Origin of the sequence: Streptomyces sp. NPDC052040, assembly GCF_044548405.1 — a bacterium.
Taxonomy (GTDB): domain Bacteria; phylum Actinomycetota; class Actinomycetes; order Streptomycetales; family Streptomycetaceae; genus Streptomyces.
The window spans coordinates 50,053-68,301 of sequence record NZ_JBIUBV010000021.1 but is presented as its reverse complement, the minus strand read 5'-3'; the positions used below and the strand labels follow the sequence as shown (position 1 = coordinate 68,301).

Sequence of the window (18,249 nt, the reverse complement as noted above, 5' to 3'; positions counted from 1 at the left end):
ATGCCCGGGGACGGACGGCCCGGGCGGGCCGTTTGTCCCCGGGCATCCCTGCCATGGCCGCCGGTCCGGACATCTCCGGTCACTCCACGGTCGTCACCGTGCCCGCGCCGACGGTCCGCCCGCCCTCGCGGATCGCGAAGCCGAGGCCGGGCTCCAACGGGATCTCCCGGCCCAGTTCCACCGTCATGGTGACCGTGTCGCCGGGCCGGGCGACCGCCGTCCCGCCGAGGTCGACGTCACCGACCACGTCCGCGGTGCGGATGTAGAACTGGGGCCGGTAGCCGGTCGTCACCGGGGTCGTGCGGCCGCCCTCGCGCGCCGACAGCACATACACCTGCGCCGTGAAGCGCCGTCTCGGCACCACGCTGCCGGGCGCCGCCACGATGTGACCGCGCCGGACCGCGTCGCGCGGCACCCCCCGCAGCAGCAGGGCGACATTGTCCCCGGCCTGCGCCTCCGCCATGGGCCTGCCGAAGGTCTCCAGACCCGTGACCACGGTCTCCGTCCCCGCGCCGAGCACCTCGACCCGGTCTCCGACCCGGACCGTGCCGCGCTCGACCGCGCCCGTGACGACGGTGCCGCGCCCGGTGATGGTGAGCACGTTCTCCACCGGCAGCAGGAACGGCGCGTCCACATACCGCTCGGGCATGGGCACATAGGTGTCCACCGCGTCGAGCAGCGCGTCGATCGCCGCGGTCCAACGCGGTTCGCCCGCCAGGGCCTTGAGCCCGGAGACCCTGACCACCGGGACGGAGTCGCCGGGATAGCCCTGCGCGCTCAGCAGCTCGCGGACCTCCAGCTCGACCAGGTCGGTGAGTTCCTCGTCGCCCGCGTCGGCCTTGTTGAGGGCCACCACGATGTGGTCGACCCCCACCTGCCGGGCCAGCAGCACATGTTCGGCGGTCTGCGGCATGATCCCGTCGAGCGCCGACACGACCAGGATCGCCCCGTCGAGCTGGGCGGCCCCGGTGACCATGTTCTTGACGTAGTCGGCGTGGCCGGGCATGTCCACATGCGCGTAGTGCCGGGTGTCCGTCTCGTACTCGACGTGCGCGATGTTGATCGTGATGCCGCGGGCGGCCTCCTCGGGGGCCCGGTCGATGCGGTCGAACGGCACAAAGGTGCCGCTGCCGCGGTCGGCCAGGACCTTGGTGATCGCGGCGGTCAGGGTGGTCTTGCCGTGGTCGACGTGCCCCATCGTGCCGATGTTCAGATGCGGTTTGGTGCGCACATACGCCGTCTTGGGCATGGCTGTACCTCGAAGCCTTGGGTGGTGCCGAGTGATGGCCCCGGCGGCGGGTGACGCGGCCGGGACGGGGACCCCGAGGACTTTCCGACCCTCCCCCTGCGGGGTCCGCCGGACGATCCGGGAAGGGTCAGCTTCGGGCGCCGTCGACGGCGGCCGGGAGGTGCGGCGCGGCAGCCTTCGGCGCAGCCGCGGCGGCGGATGCTGCGAGGAGGAAGGCGTACCGGAACATGTCGTAGAGCATCGTCGACGCGGTCCCCGGTGTCGAACGGTTTTTCCGCCGGGGGAAGTTGGGGCAGTTACCGGTGCGTGCCCGGCGGCGCGGGGCGCCCGCCGTTCCGGAACCTGTGACCTGCGTGAGACGAACCATACGGCGATCACACACATCGGTTGGTTAGGGTCGTCGGATGCCCGACGCCACCCCCCGCTCCGGCGGCACCGCCACGGCGCCTCCCCCGGCTGCCGTGACGGCTCTCGCCGAGACGGTCTCCTCCCCCGCCGCCCGGTCTGCCGTGGTGCCGGGCTCCGCGCCGGTCGGTCTCGGTGGGCTGTGCGCCAGAGTGCTGGTGTCGCCCTGGTCCCGGCTGGTCCTGCTCGTGGTCCTACTGACGGGGGCCGGTGCCGGTGTACTGGCATACCAGCCCCAGAAGCTGCTGACACAGGGCTGGCCTCCGCAGCTCGGGGGTGCCGCGGCGGCCGTCGTCTTCGCGGTGGCGTACGGGCTGTGCACGGTCGCGTTCGTGCCGCGGCCGCTGCTGAATCTGGCGGGGGGCGCGCTGTTCGGCTCGGTGCTGGGCACGGGGACGGCCGCGGCCGGTACGGTGCTGGGGGCCGGGATCGCCTTCGGACTGGGCCGGGTGCTGGGGCAGGACGCCCTGCGCCCGCTGCTGCGGGGCCGCTGGCTGAAGGCGGCGGACGGCCAGCTCAGCCGGCACGGCTTCCGCTCGATGATGGCGGCCCGGCTGTTCCCCGGTGTGCCGTTCTGGGCGGTCAACTACTGTGCCGCGGTGTCCCGGATGCGCTGGGCGCCGTTCCTGCTCGCGACCGCGCTCGGTTCGATCCCCAACACCGCCGCCTACGCCGTCGCGGGCGCCCGCGCCGCGCAGCCGACCTCACCGGCCTTTCTGATCGCGCTGGCCTGCATCACGGTCCCCGCGATGGCCGGTACGGCGGTGGCCTGGCACAAACGCCACCACCTCAGGGACGGCCGCGTCACCGACCTCTCCCAAGAACGCACCTAGACCGCTTCCAGGATCATCGCGTTGGCGAGGCCGCCCGCCTCGCACATCGTCTGGAGGCCGTAGCGCGCGCCCCGTGCCCGGAGTGCGTGCACCAGTGTGGTCGTCAGGCGGGTGCCGCTCGCGCCCAGCGGGTGGCCGATGGCGATGGCGCCGCCGTGGACGTTGACCCTGGCGAGGTCGGCTCCCGTCTCCTGCTGCCAGGCCAGGACGACGCTGGAGAAGGCCTCGTTCACCTCGAAGAGGTCGATCTCGTCGAGGGTCAGCCCCGCCCTGTGCAGCACCTTCTCGGTGGCGGGGACGACTCCGGTGAGCATGAGGAGGGGGTCGGAGCCGGTGACCGCGAAGCTGTGCAGCCGGGCGAGCGGGCGCAGTCCGAGGCGGGCCGCGGTCTCGCCGGTGGTGATGAGCACCGCCGAGGCGCCGTCGTTGACCGGGCTCGCGTTGCCCGCGGTGACGTTCCACTCGATCTGCGGGAAGCGCTCGGCGAAGCCGGGGTCGTAGTAGGCGGGCTTCAGCCCGGCGAGGATCCCGGTGGTGCTGGCGGGCCGCAGGGACTCGTCGCGCGCGAGGCCGTCCAGCGGGGCGGTCTCGGCGTCGAACAGTCCCGCGTCCCAGGCGGCCGCGGCCTTGCGGTGGGAGGACACCGCGAAGGCGTCCATCTGCTCGCGGGTGATCGACCACTTGGCGGCGATCAGCTCGGCGCTGATGCCCTGCGGGACGAGGCCCTCCGGATAGCGCGCGGCGACCCCGGGCCCGAAGGGGTCCTTCCCGGCGGGCACGTTGGACCACATGGGCACCCGGCTCATGGACTCCACACCGCAGGCCACGACCATGTCGTAGGCGCCCGACAGCACGCCCTGGGCGGCGAAGTGCACGGCCTGCTGGGAGGAGCCGCACTGGCGGTCCACGGTGGTCGCGGGCACGGTCTCCGGGAAGCCCGCGGACAGGACGGCGTAGCGGGTGGTGTTCATGGCCTGCTCGCCGACCTGGTCGACGGTGCCTCCGATGACGTCGTCGATGAGCGCCGGGTCCACTCCGGAGCGCTCCACGAGGGCGCGCAGAGTGTGCGCGAGCAGTTCCACGGGATGAGTCCGGGCGAGGGCGCCATCGGGCCTGCCCTTGCCCACGGGGGTCCGTACGGCTTCCACGATCACGGCGTCGCGCATGGTGGGCCTCCTTGCCCGGGCGCCTCAGCGGCGTTACCGGTGAGTAGGAAATCTGGACCCACCATAACTCCGGGAGTTTGAAAAACAAACCCTCACCTAGACTGGACCCATGGCCGCCTCCGGAGATCCGCGCCCCTGCTCCATCGCCGACACCCTGGCCCTGGTCGGGGAGAAGTACTCGCTGCTGGTGCTGCGCGAGGTCTTTCTCGGCAATGGGCGCTTCGACCAGCTCGTACGCAATATCGGAGCCCCGCGCGACGTCCTCGCCGCCCGGCTGAAGCGCCTGGTCGAGGGCGGGGTCCTGACGAAGCGGAAGTACAGCGAGCGTCCGCAGCGCTTCGAGTACCGGGCGACGGCGGCGGGCCTGGAGCTGGAGGGGGTCCTGATGACCCTCATGGCGTGGGGCGACCGCCACCTCCGGGAGGACGGCGACCGCCCCATGGTGATCGAGCACGACTGCGGCCACCGGCTGACCCCGCGCGTCGTCTGCTCCGCCTGCGGCGAGGAGGCGGGACACAGCCGCCTGACGGCGCACCCCCAGGCGCCGGGCTGGACCGTTTCCGGGCCGGTCGCCCCAAGCGGAGGTAAAGCCCCGGTGATGGGATCGTCATCCCGGAGCGTTACGCTGCCGTCCGACACCTGATCGCCGGCCGCCGCACGGCATGCCGCGAACCGGTGTGCCCGACGCCGCTTCCACGATCAGCGCTTGGACCCGATCACTCCATGTCTTGGCTTGAATCCCTCGTCCTCGGACTCGTCCAGGGGCTGACCGAGTTCCTCCCCGTCTCCTCCAGTGCCCATCTGCGGCTGACCGCGGCCTTCGCGGGCTGGACGGACCCCGGAGCGGCCTTCACCGCGATCACCCAGATCGGCACGGAGGCCGCTGTGCTGATCTACTTCCGCAAGGACATCGCGAACATCCTGTCCGCCTGGTTCCGCTCGTTGTTCGACAAGCGGATGCGGCAGGACCACGACGCCCGGACGGGCTGGCTGGTGATCATCGGGTCCCTTCCGATCGGTGTGCTCGGGGTGACCCTGAAGGACCAGATCGAGGGGCCGTTCCGCGATCTGCGGATCACGGCGACCATGCTGATCGTGATGGGGGTGATCCTCGGCTTCGCGGACCGGCTGGCGGCGCGCGACGAGGCCGGAGGCAGGCACCGGCTGCCCAAGCAGCGCAAGGCGCTCACCGATCTCAACGTCAAGGACGGCCTGGTCTTCGGCATCTGCCAGGCGATGGCCCTGATCCCCGGCGTCTCCCGCTCCGGCGCCACGATCAGCGGCGGCCTCTTCCTCGGCTACCGGCGCGAGGCCGCCGCGCGCTACTCGTTCCTGCTCGCCATTCCGGCCGTGCTGGCGTCCGGCGTGTTCGAACTGAAGGACGCGGCGGAGTCGGGGCATGTGAGCTGGGGGCCGACGCTGTTCGCGACGGTCATCGCGTTCGCGTCCGGCTATGCCGTGATCGCCTGGTTCATGAAGTGGATCTCCAACAAGAGCTTCATGCCGTTCGTCTGGTACCGGATCGCGCTGGGGATCGTCATCATCGCCCTGGTGGGCGCGGGCGTACTGAGCCCGCACGCGGCGGAGTCGGCGGGCTCCTGAGCACCGGCAGGACCCCGGGGACCAGCCGTACCTCCGGGGATCAGCCGTCGCTCCCGGGGATCACCCGTGAGCCCGGGACTCAGCCGCGCCCCCCGGGGATCACCCGTGACTCCCGGCCTCAGCCGGACTTCCGGGCCACTCCGCCGTAGAAACCGATCTCGGCGGAGCCGCTCGGCACCGGGGTGTCCGGGCGCCAGAAGGGGACCTGCGCCAGGCCCGGCTCGATCAGGTCGAAGCCGTCGAAGAAGCGCTCGATCTCGGACCGGGACCGCAGGTTCAGGGTGGCGCTGGCCTTGCGGTAGACGAGCTTGGCCGCGCTGCGGTCGGCGAAGTCGTCCGTGGCGTGGGAGAGCACCAGGAAGCTCCCGGTCGGCAGTGCGTCACGCAGGGCCGCGACGGTCCGGCCGGGCTGCTCCGCGTCGGTGAGGAAGTGGAGTACGGCTACCAGGAGCAGGGCGACCGGCTGACCGAAGTCGATGACCCGGCGGACGTCGGGGTGGTCCAGGATGGCGTCCGGCTCGCGCAGGTCGGCGAGCACGATGCTGGTCGCGCCGTCGCGGCTGAGCAGCGCGTCGGCGTGCGCCTTGACGATGGGATCGTTGTCGACGTAGACGACCCGTACGTCCGGGGCCGCCTCATGGGCGATCTCGTGGACGTTGGGCGAGGTCGGCAGGCCGGTGCCGATGTCCAGGATCTGCCGGACGCCGCCGTGCACGACATGGCGGACCGCGCGTTGCAGGAAAGCGCGATTGGCCCGAAGTCCGGGCCGCGCCTCGGGTGCCGCGGCGGCGAGTTCGTCGCCCGCCCGCTGGTCCACCTCGTAGTTGTTCTTGCCCCCCAGCAGATAGTCGTAGATCCGCGCGGGATGCGGCCTGCTGGTGTCGATCTCCTCGGCGCGGAAGCCGCCCTGTTTCACGCTGCACTCCTCTCGGCGGCCGCCACGGCCCCACCCGTGACCGGCCGGCCCCAGCTTCCCACACCAACTCCGCTTCCTGCGCCCCCAGTTGCGCCCCCGAACCGGGGCGTGGGCACCGCCCCGCACCCCCTCCCCGACCTGTCAACTCCCCTCCGCTGAACGGATCGTGACCAACCACATATCGTTTGCGCAGTCACGCGGTGGCGCGCTGTCACCGCTTACCCCTAGGCTTGTCCGCATGTCCCCCGATTCCCGACGCCCTGGTTCCGTGCGGTCTGCCGACGACTTAAACGAGCGGATCCGCGCCCTGTGGACGCGCACGGGCGGCTCACTGTCGCCCCAGGAGCGCGCGGAGTACGAGCTGCTGGTCGTGGAATGGGCCGCGGCGATACGCGGCGCGGTCATCGAGGCGGCCTGAGCGGACCGGGACCCGCGGACGCACAACGGCAGCCTGTCGACGCGACACGCCGATGATGCGCCCGATCGGCCCTTCAGGATCACACGTGGAACATGTCCGATATGACAGTTATGAGGGGCTGTCAGTACGTTCATCGCAGATCGGCTGCCCGGCCGACGCCTCTGCGACAGAGAGAAGTGACATGCCCACGCGCACCTTCGCCGTGACCGCCGCCGGAGTGGCAGCAGCGGTCCTGGCTACCACCGGCATCACCTACGCCTCGTCCGTCGAGTCCACCGAGGCGGCCCCGCCCGCGAAGCACGTGGTGGCCAAGAAGGCCGCGCACCTCACCCGTCCGGCCAAGAAGGCCCCCACGGCACAGCATGCCGCCCCGGCGGCCCCCGTCGGCGCGGCCCGCGGCGGCGGCAACGAAGGACGCGGTGGGCGGGACGAGGGCGGTGCGGAGAAGGGCCGCGACCACGGGGGCGGCCACGGCGGCGGCCACCATGGGCCGGGCTGGATCCACTTCAACGAGCGCACGTACTCCGCCGCCGCGGAGGGCTGCATCACCGCGGCGAGCGGTCCGGGGTCCACCAGCTTCAGCATCGACAACGACAGCGACAAGTACGTCGAGGTGTACCGCGGTTTCACCTGTGACAACGGCTCTCCGGTCGCCACCGTCGGGCCACACGGCAGCACCTTCGGCGTCGTGCCCAGCACCTCCAACCAGGGCGACCCCTTCCGCGGCGACGGCTTCTTCCCCGGAGGCATGTTCGACGACGGTGTGGTGGGCAGCTTCCGGGTGGTCTGCCGCGACGACGCCTGGTGAGACGACGCCTGGGGACCTGACACGCGTGGTCCCGTCCCGGGGGCCCCATGCCCTCTGTCGTAGATCGTCGGCGGCGCGCACACTGGAGGCATGCACCGGGGAGGAATACGCCGTACGAGGACGCCCCACGACTGGCTCGCCTCCCGCTGGTGGCGCGGCGCCGCCGCGGTGCTCGCGGGCGCACTGCCGGTGTTCGCCTTCCCCGCGCCGTCCTGGTGGTGGTTCGCCTACGTCGCGCTGGTCCCCTGGCTTCTGCTGACCCGCACCGCGCCGACCGCGCGGCGGGCCGCGTACGACGGCTGGCTCGGCGGCTTCGGCTTCATGACCGCGGTCCACCACTGGCTGATACCGAGCCTGAACGTCTTCACCTTTGTCATCGCGGCCCTGCTCGGGGCCCTGTGGGCACCCTGGGGCGTGCTGGTGCGGTGCTTCCTGGGCGGGGTGCCCTCGGCGCGGCGGCTGGGTGCCGCCCTGCTCGTACTCCCCTCCGGCTGGCTGGTGGTCGAACTCGTCCGCTCCTGGCAGGGGCTCGGCGGCCCCTGGGGGCTGCTCGGTTCGAGCCAGTGGCAGGTGGCTCCCGCGCTGCGGCTGGCCTCGGTGGGCGGGGTGTGGCTGCTGAGCTTCCTCGTCGTGGGCGTCAATGTCGCCGTGGCGATGCTGGTGGCGGTGCGGTCGTCGCGCATCCCGGCCGTGGCCGGACTCGTGGTGACGGCTGCGGCGGCCTCGGCGGCCTGGACCTGGGCGCCGCGCCCGGACACCGACGGACGGGTGCGGATCGCCGTCGTCCAGCCGGGAATCGTGGACGGCGCGGACAGCGGCGACCGGCGGTTCGACCGCGAGGAGCAGCTCACCCGGCGTCTCGCCGGGCAGGACGTGGACCTGGTCGTCTGGGGTGAGAGCAGTGTCGGTTTCGACCTCGCGCGGCGGCCCGATCTGGCGGACCGGATCGCCGCGTTGTCGCGGCTGGTGAAGGCCGATGTCCTGGTCAATGTCGACGCCCGCCGCTCCGACCGGCCCGGCATCTACAAGAGTTCCGTGCTCATCGGCCCGGGCGGCCCGACGGGCGACCGCTACGACAAGATGCGGCTGGTGCCGTTCGGCGAGTACATACCCGCGCGGTCGCTGCTGGGCTGGGCCACCTCCGTCGGCAAGGCGGCCCCCGAGGACCGCAGGCGCGGTACCGAACAGGTGATCATGAACGTGGGCCGTGGGCTGCGGGTGGGCCCGATGGTCTGCTTCGAATCCGCGTTCCCGGACATGAGCCGCCATCTCGCCGAGAACGGCGCCGGGCTGCTGCTCGCGCAGTCCTCGACCTCGACGTTCCAGCACAGCTGGGCACCGGAGCAGCATGCCTCGCTGGCCGCGCTGCGCGCCGCGGAGACCGGCCGCCCGATGGTGCACGCCACCCTGACCGGCGTCTCCGCCGTCTACGGCCCGAGCGGTGAGCGCGTGGGCTCCTGGCTGGGCACCGGTGAGAGCACCTCGGCGGTCTACGAGGTCCCGCTCGCCCACGGTCTCACCCTCTACGACCGCTACGGCGACTGGACGGTGCACGGGTCGCTGCTGGTGATCGCCGCGCTGGGGGCGACGGAGGGCGTCCGGGCGCTCAGAGCACGACGGGGCGCTCCTGCACCGCGGCCACCACGCGCTCGCACAGTTCATGGGTCGCCAGTGCGTCACGGGCGCTGAGCACCCGGCCCGCGCGTACGGCGTCGAGAAAGGCGAGCACGGCCTGCTCGGTGCCGCGCTGCCGGGCCACCGGCACCCAGTCCCCGCGGCGTCGCACGGTCGGCTGGCCCTTGTGGTCGACGACCTCGGCGAGGTTGAGGACCTGGCGCTTGGTGTCCTGCCCCGAGACCTCGAGGATCTCCTCGGCCGAGCCGCTGAGCCGGTTCATCACGCCGATCGCGGTGAATCCGTCGCCGGCCAGCTGAAGCACCACATGATGCAGCAGACCGTCCTGGAGGCGGCCCCGCACCGTCACGTCGTCGACCGGTCCCGGGACCAGGAACCGCAGGGTGTCGGCGACATGGATGAAGTCGTCGAGGATCATGCTGCGGGGCTCCTCGGGCAGCCCCACCCGGTTCTTCTGCATCAGGATCAGCTCGCGCGGGTGGTCGAGGCACTGCGCGTAGCAGGGTGCGTAGCGCCGGTTGAAGCCCACCGCCAGGCCGACGCTCCGCTCCTCCGCGAGCCGCACCAGCCGCTCGGAGTCGGCGAGGTCGAAGGCGAGGGGCTTGTCCACATAGGTGGGCACACCCGCCTCCAGGAGCCGGGTGACGATCTCGGGGTGGGCGAGGGTGGGCGCGTGCACGAACGCCGCGTCGAGGTTCTGCTCCAGGAGCGCGTCCAGCCCGACGTGCCGCTGCGTCCGCGGCAGATGGAGGCTGTCGGCGACCCGGTGCAGGGTGGCGGGGGTGCGGGTCTGGAGGTGCAGTTCGACCCCCGGCTGTGTCGCCAGCACCGGCAGATATGCCTTTTGCGCGATGTCACCGAGTCCGATGCAGCCGACCTTCACGGGGTGTCTCCTGGGATTGCCTGCGAACACGTCGAGTTGCCTGCGGGCAGGGGGAATTGCCCGCGGACACTCCGCCGGAAGCATACGACCGCGGGGCCGGGCGACGGCCGGGCACCGCCCCCGGCCCCGCGGAAATGGCTCGCGGTGGCCGACGGGAGTGCAGCAGAATGCGGGCATGACCGACGAGCGCTCCGCCCCCGCCCAGAACGCCGGTGAACGAGCCATGCTAGAAGGCTGGCTCGACTACCATCGCCGCACCCTCGCCTGGAAGTGCGAGGGGCTCAGCGACGCACAGCTGAGAACCGCCGCGGTGGAGCCCTCCGCCCTGTCCCTGCTGGGACTTGTGCGGCACATGGCGGACGTGGAGCGCAGCTGGTTCCGCAGGGTGCTCGTCGGTGACGACGCGGGACCGATCTATTACAGCGACGACGACCGGGACGGCGAGTTCCACCTCACCGAGCACGACACCTGGCAGGCGGCGTACGACACCTGGCAGGGCGAGATCGCGATCGCCCGGCGCCACGCCGCCGGATTCGGCCTGGACGACCTCTCCCGGGGGCGGAGCCGCTTCACCGACGAGCCCTTCAACCTGCGCTGGATCTACACCCACATGATCGAGGAGTACGCCCGCCACAACGGGCACGCCGATCTGCTCCGCGAGCGGCTCGACGGGGCCACCGGGGAGTGAGGTCACCCGTGCGGGGCATCCTGCCGCGATCCCGGTTCCACAGCGCGCCGGAGCGAGCAGAGTTGCCCGGGTGCATCGAACGACGACGGCAGCGCTCCTGATCGCCCTGTCCGCTTCGGCGCTCTCCGGGTGTGTGAGCGTCCAGCGGCCGTCCGCCCCGCCTCCGCCGCGGGCGCCCGCCCGGTCCTCGGTGCCGCGGGCCGACGGCGGCGCGGTGCAGGCCCCGGCGCGGGAGGCGCTGGGGAGGGTCGGTCCCTCCGGTCCTCCGTCGGCGGGGAGGGTCGGTCCCTCCGGTCCTCCGTCGGCCCCGGACACCGGCGGACGGGGCCTGCCCGGCGCGGCACCCGCTGCCCCGCGCACGAGCGACCCCCGCACGACCGCCCCGCACCCTCGCCCCCCGGCCCCGCACCGCACCACCGGGCGGCCGCATGACGGGCACCGGGGTGAGACGCCGCCGAGTGCGCCCAAGGCGCTGCCGCGGTATCCGGATGTGTGCGCGCTCGGCCGGGGCTATGGAGGGTGGCGACCGGGCAGCCCGGAGTCGGCCATCTGCGACAGCACCTACGGGCGGTGAACGAACCCCGCTGAGCGAGGCCTCGGGTCAGGACCGCCGTCGGGGCGGGCCCAGAGTCTCCCCGCCCGGCCCCCTGGGGGGTCCCGGCTCCGGAGTGCTGCCGGTCGGCGGGTCCGCGGCGAGCCGCAGCTCCAGGCGGGCGATGGCCGTTCTGATGCCCTTGCCGTAGCCGTCGTCGCCGAGGGTTCCGGCGGCCCGGCGGGCACTGCTCAGATGGGAGTACGCGGCTTCGGAGCGGCCGAGTTTCACATAGTCCGCGGCCAGGTTCAGATGGAGGGAGGGGAAGAACGCACGGACGGCGAGCACCCCGTCGTGCCCGGCCGGACGCTCGTCGCTGAGTTCCTCGGCGGCCGACAGCGCCCTGAGGTCCCAGGCGAGCTCGTCCTCCGGGTTGTCCTGGGTGTCCGCCAGATAGTGCGCCACCGTGCAGCGGTGCAGCGGATCGCCGTCCTCGCCGATCTCGGCCCACAGCCCCAGGAAGCGGTCGCGGGCCTCCTCGCGGTCGCCGCCGTGGTGCAGGATGACGACCTGACCGATCCGGCTCATCACGGGGTCCGGCGCTGCCTGCCCCTGTCGCTCCGCCACCGCGTCCTCCACGCTCGTCGCCCGTCCTCATGACGCTAGCCCTCCCCGTCGGCAATCACGCTCAGGCGGCTCCGCAGGACGCTGGGCCAAGCCGGTGACGACGCGGGAGAAGCGGTGGCGGGGCGGGTCCCGGAGCGCTGCCGGGCCCGCCCCGCCCGGGCTCGGCCGAGGCCCGGGATCCCGCCCCGCCCGGGCTCAGCCCAGGTCCGGGATCGTCCAGTCGATGGGCTCGTGGCCCTGCCGGGCCACCGCCTCGTTGATCTGGGTGAAGGGGCGCGAGCCGAAGAACTTCTTCGCCGACAGCGGCGAGGGGTGCGCGCCCTTGACGACGGTGTGCCGCTGCTCGTCGATGAGCGGCAGCTTCTTCTGCGCGTAGTTGCCCCACAGCACGAACACCGCCGGGTCCGGCCGCCCGGCCACCGCGCGGATGACCGCGTCGGTGAACTTCTCCCAGCCCTTGCCCTTGTGCGAGTTCGCCTCCCCGGCCCGCACGGTGAGCACCGCGTTCAGCAGCAGCACGCCCTGCTCGGCCCACGGCATCAGATAGCCGTTGTCCGGGATCGGCGTGCCCAGCTCCGCCTGCATCTCCTTGTAGATGTTCCGCAGCGAGGGCGGGGTCTTCACCCCGGGGCGCACCGAGAAGCACAGGCCGTGTCCCTGGCCCTCGCCGTGGTACGGATCCTGGCCGAGGACGAGGACCTTCACCTTGTCGTACGGAGTGGCGTCGAGGGCGGCGAAGACCTCCTCGCGCGGAGGGTAGACGGGCCCCTTGGCCCGCTCCTCCTCGACGAACTCCGTCAGCTCCTTGAAGTAGGGCTGTTGCAGCTCCTCGCCCAGAACGCCCCGCCAGGACTCCGGCAGCATGGCGATGTCGGTCACGTCAACTTCCTCCGATGTGCGGTCACTTCCAGGTCACGAACCTACAGGCGACCACTGACAACGGGGGCCCGGCCCTGCCCGGGGGCCGTTCTACCAGCTGGTTTTCCGGGACAGCTGCCACATCATCATGATCGTCGAGGGGTCCAGCGCCTGTTCCCCGCCCGCGATGTCGTCGCTGGCGGCGATGTACTGCTTGCCCTGCCACAGCGGCAGCAGCCGGGCGTCGTCGACGAGGATCTGCTGAGCCTGCTGGAACTGCCCGACCACTTTCGCGCGGTCGCTCTCGCGCCGGGACCGCGGCAGCAGTACCCCGGTGATCCTCGGCGCGGGGTAGGGCGTGCCGAGCGCGTTCTGTTCGCCCACGAAGGGTGCGATGAAGTTCTCGGCGTCCGGGAAGTCGGGGAACCAGCCGCGTCCGAACACCGGGTACTCGCCCTTGCGGTAGCCCTCCTCGTAGGTCTTCCAGGGGCGGCTTTCGAGGGTGACGGTGAACAGACCCGAGCCCTCCAGCTGTCGCTTCAGCTCCCGGAACTCCGGGGCGGTCTCGGAGCCGTAGCGGTCGGTGGTGTACCAGAGGGTGAGGGGGACCCGGCCGGTGATGCCCGCGTGCCTCAGGATGGTGCGCGCCTTGGCGGCGCTGGGGTCCCCGTAGTCGTCGAAGAAGCCCGTGGTGTGTCCGGTGAGGCCCTTGGGCACCATCGAGTACAGCGGGTCCACGGTGTCCTTGTACACCGTGTGGGCGATGGCCGGGCGGTCGACGATCTGGGCGACGGCGCGGCGCACGGCGAGCCGACCCGCCCAGGGGTCCTTAGGGTTGAAGACCAGATAGCTGATCTCGGTGCCCACTCCCTCGATCAGCTGGAGCGATCTGCCGGACGTCCTGTTCTGGAGGGAGACGATGTCGGAGGCGGCCAGCCCCCGGTAGGTGACGTCGATGCGCTTCTTGCGCAGCGCGGAGACCATCTCGCCCGAGTCCTGGAAGTAGCGGATGGTGACCGCGTCGTTGTGCGGTTCGGCGAAGCCCTGGTAGCGGGTGTTGCGGACGAGTTCGGCCCGCTCGCCCTCCTGGTAGGACGTGAGGGTGTAGGGGCCGGAGCCGAGGACCTTGCCGTCCTTGCGCGGTGAGCGGGCCGGGTAGGCGTCGGGGTCGACGATCGACAGGGCGGGGGTGGCCAGGACGAAGGGGAAGGTGGCGTCGGGTCTGCCGAGGTGGAAGACGATCTCCCGGTCGCCCCGCGTGGTGACCCGGTCGAGGCTGCCCAGCAGGCCCGCGGGGCCGCCCGGCAGGCCGATCGCGCGGATCCGGTCGACGGAGTACTTCACGGCGCGCGCATCCAGCGGTCTGCCGTCGGAGAAGGTCAGACCCTTGCGCAGCACGCAGTGGTAGACCAGGTTCGTCCCGTCGGTGAAGGAGCAGAAGTCCGCGGCGTCCGGGCCGGGCACCGAGGCGCCGGTCGGATAGCTCAGCAGGGTCTGGTAGACGTTGCGGAACAGCTCCCAGGAACCGTCCCAGGAGGCGGCGGGATCCAGGGTGCTGGGGGCGCTGGTGGTGCCCACGACGATCGGCGCGTGGTCGGCGGAGGAATCCGAGGGGAGCGCGCCGCAGCCGACCGCCAGGAAGAGGGACGCGATCGCCGCCGGCCCACGCAGACAACGGTTCCGGTTGAACACGCGCACACTCCTCGATCAGCCGTACCAGGGGTCGGCGCCAGACCCTACCGCAGCCCCGGCCGCCGGGACCGGGTTCGCGAAGGGCTGTGATCAGCGCGTATGTGACGACGTTGTCATCCGTCTGTGTGTCTCGTGTACGGCGGTGCGGGCGCCCATTGTGTCAACGGGCGCCCGCTGCGGGGCTCGCCGTGTCAGACCCCGGCGTTGAGGAACATGCCGCCGTCGACGACGAGCGTCTGACCGGTGATCCAGTCGGACTGGCCCGACGTCAGGAAGGCTGCGGTACCACCGATGTCCGCGGGCACCCCGAGGCGGCCGAGCGGGTAGGCCGCGGCGGCCTCCTCCTCCCGGCCCTCGTACAGGGCCTGCGCGAACTTCGTCTTCACCACGGCCGGGGCGATGGCGTTGACCCGCACCAGGGGCGCGTACTCGTGCGCCAGCTGCATGGTCAGATTGATCATGGCGGCCTTGCTGATGCCGTAGGCCCCTATGAACGGCGAGGCGGAAAGGCCCGCCACCGAAGCGATGTTGACGATCGCGCCGCCGTTGTCCTTCTGCCAGGCGTGCCAGGTCCGCTGGGCCAGGCCGAGCGCCGAGACCACATTGGTCTCGAACACCTTGCGGGCCACATTCAGGTCGAGGTCGGCGATCGGTCCGAAGACCGGGTTGGTTCCGGCGTTGTTGACCAGGAAGTCGACCCGGCCGAAGGCTTCCATGGTGCGTTCCACGGCGATCGCCTGGTGGTTCTCGTCGTGCGCCTTGCCTGCGACGCCGATGACCCGGTCGGCGCCGAGCCGTTCGACGGCCTCCTTGAGCGGCTCCTCGGAGCGTCCGGTGATGCAGACCCGGTCGCCGCGGGCGACGAACGCCTCGGCGACGCCGTAGCCGATACCGCGGCTGGCGCCCGTGATCAGGGCGACCTTGCCGGAGAGCGGGGGCAGTTCGGTCATGTCCGTGTTCTCCCGGCCCTAGTCGAGCGGCCCGCCGGCCACGTACAGCACCTGTCCGGAGACGAAGCCCGCCGCCTCGCCGGTGAAGAAGGCGATCGCGTTGGCGATGTCCTCGGGCTCGCCGACGCGGTGCACCGGGATCTGGGTGGCGGCCGCAGCCTTGAAGTCCTCGAAGCCCATGCCGACCCGCTCCGCGGTGGTCTTGGTCATCTCGGTGGCGATGAAGCCGGGGGCGACGGCGTTGGCGGTGACGCCGAACTTGCCCAGTTCCTTGGCCAGGGTCTTGGTGAAGCCCTGGAGACCGGCCTTGGCGGCGGAGTAGTTGACCTGGCCGCGGTTGCCGAGCGCGGAGGAGGAGGAGAGGTTGACGATCCGGCCGAAGCCGGCGTCGACCATGTGCTTCTGGCAGGCCCGCGACATCAGGAAGGCGCCGCGCAGATGCACGTTCATGACGGTGTCCCAGTCCGAGACGCTCATCTTGAACAGCAGGTTGTCGCGGAGCACGCCTGCGTTGTTGACGAGGATCGTCGGCGCGCCCAGCTCCTCGGCGATCCGGGCCACGGCCGCCTCGACCTGCGCCTCGTCCGAGACGTCGCAGCCGACGGCGATGGCCTTGCCGCCCGCGGAGGTGATCTTCTCCACGGTGTCCTTGCACGCGGCCTCGTCGAGGTCGATCACCGCGACGGCGCGGCCCTCGGCGGCCAGTCGTACGGCGGTGGCGGCGCCGATGCCGCGCGCGCCGCCGGTCACGACGGCGACCCGCTGCTCAGTGGTGGACATTGCTGGTTCTCCTCGCCCTTGGAAAGCCTGGAACACCTTGGGAACGTCTGCGGCTCCCGCGGTCCGCCCCGCTGGTGAGCGACCGCTTAGTACCTTCAGCAGACGTGACGCTAGAAGCCCTGGCACCCGGTGTCAACGCCACACCGGGTGCGTGTGATCCATTACCTCACCAGGAGGTCCAGCAACCGTTCGGTCTCGGCCGCCGGGTCGGCGGTCAGCCCGGTGTGGACGGGGCCGGGTTGGACGACCGTCGAGCGGGGCGCGATCAGCCAGCGGAAGCGGCGCCCGGCGTCGTCGCCCTCCGCCTGTCCGGCCGCCGCGCCGCCCGCGCACACGCTCTCGACGGCGCCGAGCGCCGCGCGCACCCCGGCCAGGTCCGCGGCGGGGTCCAGCGCCAGCAGCCGAGCCTCGTCCAGGTGGGTCCGGGCGGCGACGAAGGACTTGGCGCGGCAGTAGACCAGGACACCCGCGTTGATGCACTCCCCGCGTTCGACGCGCGGCACGACCCGCACCACCGCGTACTCGAAGACATGGCGTGCGCCCACTTCTCCCCCGTTCACTTCGTCCCCCCGAGGGACCCGAGGCCCTGGATGCGTTCATGGATACCGGCGGCGCGGGCGAGCAGCGGCCGGGCGTAGGCGCGGCGCAGCGCGTCCGGGGTGCCGAAGCCGGGCTCGCCGGTGAGCCACTCGTCGGGGATCTGCGCGGTCACCTCGGTCAGCAGCTCCTCGGTGACCAGGGGCGCCAGCGCGGCGGCGGCGCCCGCGACATCGGGCGCGAAGGCGGCCAGGGCGTGGTCGGAGGCGTCGTAGGGCCGGGCGGAAGAGGTCTCGGAGCCGGGCCAGTTGTGGTGCCAGATCATGGTGGCGCCGTGGTCGATGAGCCACAGCTCCCCCTGCCGGATCAGCAGGTTGGGATTGCGCCAGGAGCGGTCGACATTTCCCACCAGCGCGTCGAACCAGACGATCCGCCCGGCCTCCTCCGGCTCGGCCGGGAAGGCCAGCGGGTCGTAGCCGAGGGCGCCGCTGAGGAAGTCCATGCCGAGGTTGAGGCCGCCGCTCGACTTGAGCAGTTCCTGCACCTCCGGGTCGGGCTCGCCGAGGCCGAGCACCGGATCGAGGCCGACCGTCACCAGCCGGGGCACCCGGAAGCCCAGACGGCGGGCGAGTTCACCGCAGACGACCTCGGCGACGAGGGTCTTGCGGCCCTGTCCCGCGCCGGTGAACTTCAGGACGTACATGCCGAGGTCGTCGGCCTCGACGAGCCCCGGCAGGGAACCGCCCTCCCGCAGGGGCGTGATGTAGCGGGTTGCGGTGACCCCATTCAACATGTCCCAGGCCATCCGTATCTTCAGCCTTGCAACGCAAGATCAACCGTGGAGGGGTGTGAAGGGAGCATAGTAACCGAGGGTGATCGCGCACGAGGAGTGCCCGGAACCCGGCAGGGAACGTGACGGCCGACCGCGCGCTCAGCGCTCCGCGTTGCGGCCGTCCGGACCGGCGGCGGACAGACGCTCCACGCCCGCGACGGCCGTGTCCAGCGCCAGGTCGAAGATGCGGTCGGCCTCGGGGCCCGGAGCCGGGGGCCCGTCACCGCCGCGCGGTTCGAGACCGGTCCACTGGCTCAGCGAGCCGTTGAGTTCGGCGGTGAGTACGCCGATGACGACGGCGCACAACAGCGCCGCCGCCCGCGGGATCTCCGGCCGCGGTACCCCCGCGGCAGCCAGGATCGCGGTGAGCCCGGTCCAGAAGGGGTCTTCGGGCTGGATGAAGTCCGGCTGTCCGAACGAGTAGGTCATCAGCTTCGGATGACGGTGCGCCAGGGTCCTGAAGTCCGCGGCGAGCAGCCGGAGGCGCTGCTGCCAGGGCGCGTCCTCGGGTGCCTCGGTGCGGAACCGGGCGCCGACGGTCCGCGCCACGCCGTGCAGCAGTGCCTCCTTGTTCGGCACGTGGTGGTACAGCGACATCGGGTTGGCGTCCAGCGCGGCCGCGAGTCTGCGCATGGTGAGCGCCTCGACCCCGTCCGCGTCGATGAGCCGGAGGGCGGCGGCACAGATCCCGCCCTCGGACAGGGGCACATCCCTCTTCCTGGTCCCCCGCGGGGCGCGCCTCACCTTTTCCATACGCCGTACGGTACCAGGCTCGCACCGCGCGCAACAGTGCACTCCGCCGCAGGTCGACCGCCTTCCGGACCTCGGATCACCCAGG

At 71.7% G+C, this 18,249-nt stretch carries 18 protein-coding genes and 1 pseudogene; 7 read left to right on the top strand and 12 right to left on the bottom strand.

The features are described from left to right. Positions 1-79 precede the first annotated feature (79 nt). Positions 80-1,249: an elongation factor Tu gene (gene tuf / locus ACIHAA_RS29210; RefSeq protein ID WP_399822358.1), complete on the bottom strand. Its 1,170-nt coding sequence runs from the start codon at positions 1,247-1,249 to the stop codon at positions 80-82. Between the two features lie 404 nt (positions 1,250-1,653). Here tuf and ACIHAA_RS29205 point away from each other — a divergent pair, with 404 nt between their 5' ends. Then, positions 1,654-2,487: a TVP38/TMEM64 family protein gene (locus tag ACIHAA_RS29205; RefSeq protein WP_399822356.1), complete on the top strand. Its 834-nt coding sequence runs from the start codon at positions 1,654-1,656 to the stop codon at positions 2,485-2,487. Here ACIHAA_RS29205 and ACIHAA_RS29200 read toward each other — a convergent pair. Continuing rightward, the gene (locus ACIHAA_RS29200; RefSeq protein ID WP_399822354.1) at positions 2,484-3,653 is read right to left on the bottom strand and encodes a thiolase family protein; all 1,170 of its coding nucleotides are present in this window, start codon (positions 3,651-3,653) and stop codon (positions 2,484-2,486) included. The genes ACIHAA_RS29205 and ACIHAA_RS29200 overlap by 4 nt on opposite strands. 109 nt (positions 3,654-3,762) lie before the next feature. Here ACIHAA_RS29200 and ACIHAA_RS29195 point away from each other — a divergent pair. Beyond that, positions 3,763-4,227: pseudogene (locus tag ACIHAA_RS29195) on the top strand (winged helix-turn-helix transcriptional regulator); the annotation flags it as partial. Between the two features lie 149 nt (positions 4,228-4,376). Continuing rightward, a complete protein-coding gene (locus tag ACIHAA_RS29190) occupies positions 4,377-5,255 on the top strand; it encodes an undecaprenyl-diphosphate phosphatase (RefSeq protein ID WP_399822352.1) in 879 nt (292 codons plus the stop codon). A 118-nt stretch (positions 5,256-5,373) separates the two neighbouring features. On the opposite strand, the gene ACIHAA_RS29185 is transcribed toward ACIHAA_RS29190, so the two are convergent. Next, positions 5,374-6,171: an SAM-dependent methyltransferase gene (locus tag ACIHAA_RS29185; protein WP_399822350.1), complete on the bottom strand. Its 798-nt coding sequence runs from the start codon at positions 6,169-6,171 to the stop codon at positions 5,374-5,376. 238 nt (positions 6,172-6,409) lie between these two features. Here ACIHAA_RS29185 and ACIHAA_RS29180 point away from each other — a divergent pair, with 238 nt between their 5' ends. The 3 genes from ACIHAA_RS29180 to lnt all read left to right on the top strand — a co-directional run bounded on the left by ACIHAA_RS29180 (position 6,410) and on the right by lnt (position 9,086). Further along, positions 6,410-6,589: a hypothetical protein gene (locus tag ACIHAA_RS29180; RefSeq protein ID WP_399822348.1), complete on the top strand. Its 180-nt coding sequence runs from the start codon at positions 6,410-6,412 to the stop codon at positions 6,587-6,589. Between the two features lie 181 nt (positions 6,590-6,770). Next, complete coding sequence (locus tag ACIHAA_RS29175) at positions 6,771-7,397, top strand: hypothetical protein (RefSeq protein WP_399822346.1); 627 nt, start codon at positions 6,771-6,773, stop codon at positions 7,395-7,397. Between the two features lie 90 nt (positions 7,398-7,487). Beyond that, positions 7,488-9,086 carry an apolipoprotein N-acyltransferase gene (gene lnt / locus ACIHAA_RS29170; protein WP_399822344.1) on the top strand — a complete coding sequence of 533 codons (1,599 nt, stop codon included), beginning with the start codon at positions 7,488-7,490 and terminating at the stop codon, positions 9,084-9,086. Here lnt and ACIHAA_RS29165 read toward each other — a convergent pair. Further along, on the bottom strand, positions 9,004-9,915 hold the full coding sequence (locus tag ACIHAA_RS29165) for a Gfo/Idh/MocA family protein (protein WP_399822342.1): 912 nt from the start codon (positions 9,913-9,915) through the stop codon (positions 9,004-9,006). The two genes, lnt and ACIHAA_RS29165, sit on opposite strands and share 83 nt — an antisense overlap. Positions 9,916-10,090: 175 nt before the next feature. On the opposite strand from ACIHAA_RS29165, the gene ACIHAA_RS29160 reads away from it, so the two are divergent. Then, on the top strand, positions 10,091-10,603 hold the full coding sequence (locus ACIHAA_RS29160) for a DinB family protein (RefSeq protein ID WP_399822340.1): 513 nt from the start codon (positions 10,091-10,093) through the stop codon (positions 10,601-10,603). A 601-nt stretch (positions 10,604-11,204) separates the two neighbouring features. On the opposite strand, the gene ACIHAA_RS29155 is transcribed toward ACIHAA_RS29160, so the two are convergent. The 8 genes from ACIHAA_RS29155 to ACIHAA_RS29120 form a co-directional block, all read right to left on the bottom strand. After that, positions 11,205-11,762, bottom strand: coding sequence for a hypothetical protein (locus tag ACIHAA_RS29155; RefSeq protein ID WP_399822338.1), 558 nt, complete (start codon positions 11,760-11,762; stop codon positions 11,205-11,207). 195 nt (positions 11,763-11,957) lie between these two features. Continuing rightward, complete coding sequence (gene ung / locus ACIHAA_RS29150) at positions 11,958-12,641, bottom strand: uracil-DNA glycosylase (RefSeq protein ID WP_399822336.1); 684 nt, start codon at positions 12,639-12,641, stop codon at positions 11,958-11,960. A 90-nt stretch (positions 12,642-12,731) separates the two neighbouring features. After that, entirely contained in the window at positions 12,732-14,318 is a 1,587-nt protein-coding gene (locus ACIHAA_RS29145) for an ABC transporter substrate-binding protein (protein ID WP_399822334.1), read from the bottom strand. Between the two features lie 185 nt (positions 14,319-14,503). Next, complete coding sequence (locus tag ACIHAA_RS29140; RefSeq protein ID WP_399822332.1) at positions 14,504-15,262, bottom strand: SDR family oxidoreductase; 759 nt, start codon at positions 15,260-15,262, stop codon at positions 14,504-14,506. Positions 15,263-15,280: 18 nt separating this feature from the next. After that, positions 15,281-16,042 (bottom strand): 3-oxoacyl-ACP reductase FabG, encoded by a 762-nt coding sequence (gene fabG, locus ACIHAA_RS29135; RefSeq protein WP_399822330.1) that lies wholly within the window; start codon positions 16,040-16,042, stop codon positions 15,281-15,283. A gap of 161 nt (positions 16,043-16,203) precedes the next feature. After that, positions 16,204-16,587, bottom strand: coding sequence for a DUF3037 domain-containing protein (locus tag ACIHAA_RS29130; protein ID WP_399822449.1), 384 nt, complete (start codon positions 16,585-16,587; stop codon positions 16,204-16,206). A gap of 11 nt (positions 16,588-16,598) precedes the next feature. Continuing rightward, positions 16,599-17,372: a HipA family kinase gene (locus ACIHAA_RS29125; protein ID WP_399822328.1), complete on the bottom strand. Its 774-nt coding sequence runs from the start codon at positions 17,370-17,372 to the stop codon at positions 16,599-16,601. Positions 17,373-17,510: 138 nt separating this feature from the next. Next, the gene (locus ACIHAA_RS29120; RefSeq protein ID WP_399822326.1) at positions 17,511-18,164 is read right to left on the bottom strand and encodes a TetR/AcrR family transcriptional regulator; all 654 of its coding nucleotides are present in this window, start codon (positions 18,162-18,164) and stop codon (positions 17,511-17,513) included. Positions 18,165-18,249: the final 85 nt, after the last annotated feature.

Excerpts from the sequence above, each read along its gene's own strand:
- ACIHAA_RS29120 (WP_399822326.1), bottom strand. The coding sequence starts at position 18,164 with ATGGAAAAGGTGAGGCGCGCCCCGCGGGGGACCAGGAAGAGGGATGTG.
- ACIHAA_RS29125 (WP_399822328.1), bottom strand. The coding sequence starts at position 17,372 with ATGTTGAATGGGGTCACCGCAACCCGCTACATCACGCCCCTGCGGGAG.
- ACIHAA_RS29190 (WP_399822352.1), top strand. The coding sequence starts at position 4,377 with ATGTCTTGGCTTGAATCCCTCGTCCTCGGACTCGTCCAGGGGCTGACC.
- tuf (WP_399822358.1), bottom strand. The coding sequence starts at position 1,249 with ATGCCCAAGACGGCGTATGTGCGCACCAAACCGCATCTGAACATCGGC.
- ACIHAA_RS29140 (WP_399822332.1), bottom strand. The coding sequence starts at position 15,262 with ATGACCGAACTGCCCCCGCTCTCCGGCAAGGTCGCCCTGATCACGGGC.
- ACIHAA_RS29200 (WP_399822354.1), bottom strand. The coding sequence starts at position 3,653 with ATGCGCGACGCCGTGATCGTGGAAGCCGTACGGACCCCCGTGGGCAAG.
- ACIHAA_RS29160 (WP_399822340.1), top strand. The coding sequence starts at position 10,091 with ATGACCGACGAGCGCTCCGCCCCCGCCCAGAACGCCGGTGAACGAGCC.
- ACIHAA_RS29205 (WP_399822356.1), top strand. The coding sequence starts at position 1,654 with ATGCCCGACGCCACCCCCCGCTCCGGCGGCACCGCCACGGCGCCTCCC.
- lnt (WP_399822344.1), top strand. The coding sequence starts at position 7,488 with ATGCACCGGGGAGGAATACGCCGTACGAGGACGCCCCACGACTGGCTC.
- fabG (WP_399822330.1), bottom strand. The coding sequence starts at position 16,042 with ATGTCCACCACTGAGCAGCGGGTCGCCGTCGTGACCGGCGGCGCGCGC.
- ACIHAA_RS29180 (WP_399822348.1), top strand. The coding sequence starts at position 6,410 with ATGTCCCCCGATTCCCGACGCCCTGGTTCCGTGCGGTCTGCCGACGAC.
- ACIHAA_RS29175 (WP_399822346.1), top strand. The coding sequence starts at position 6,771 with ATGCCCACGCGCACCTTCGCCGTGACCGCCGCCGGAGTGGCAGCAGCG.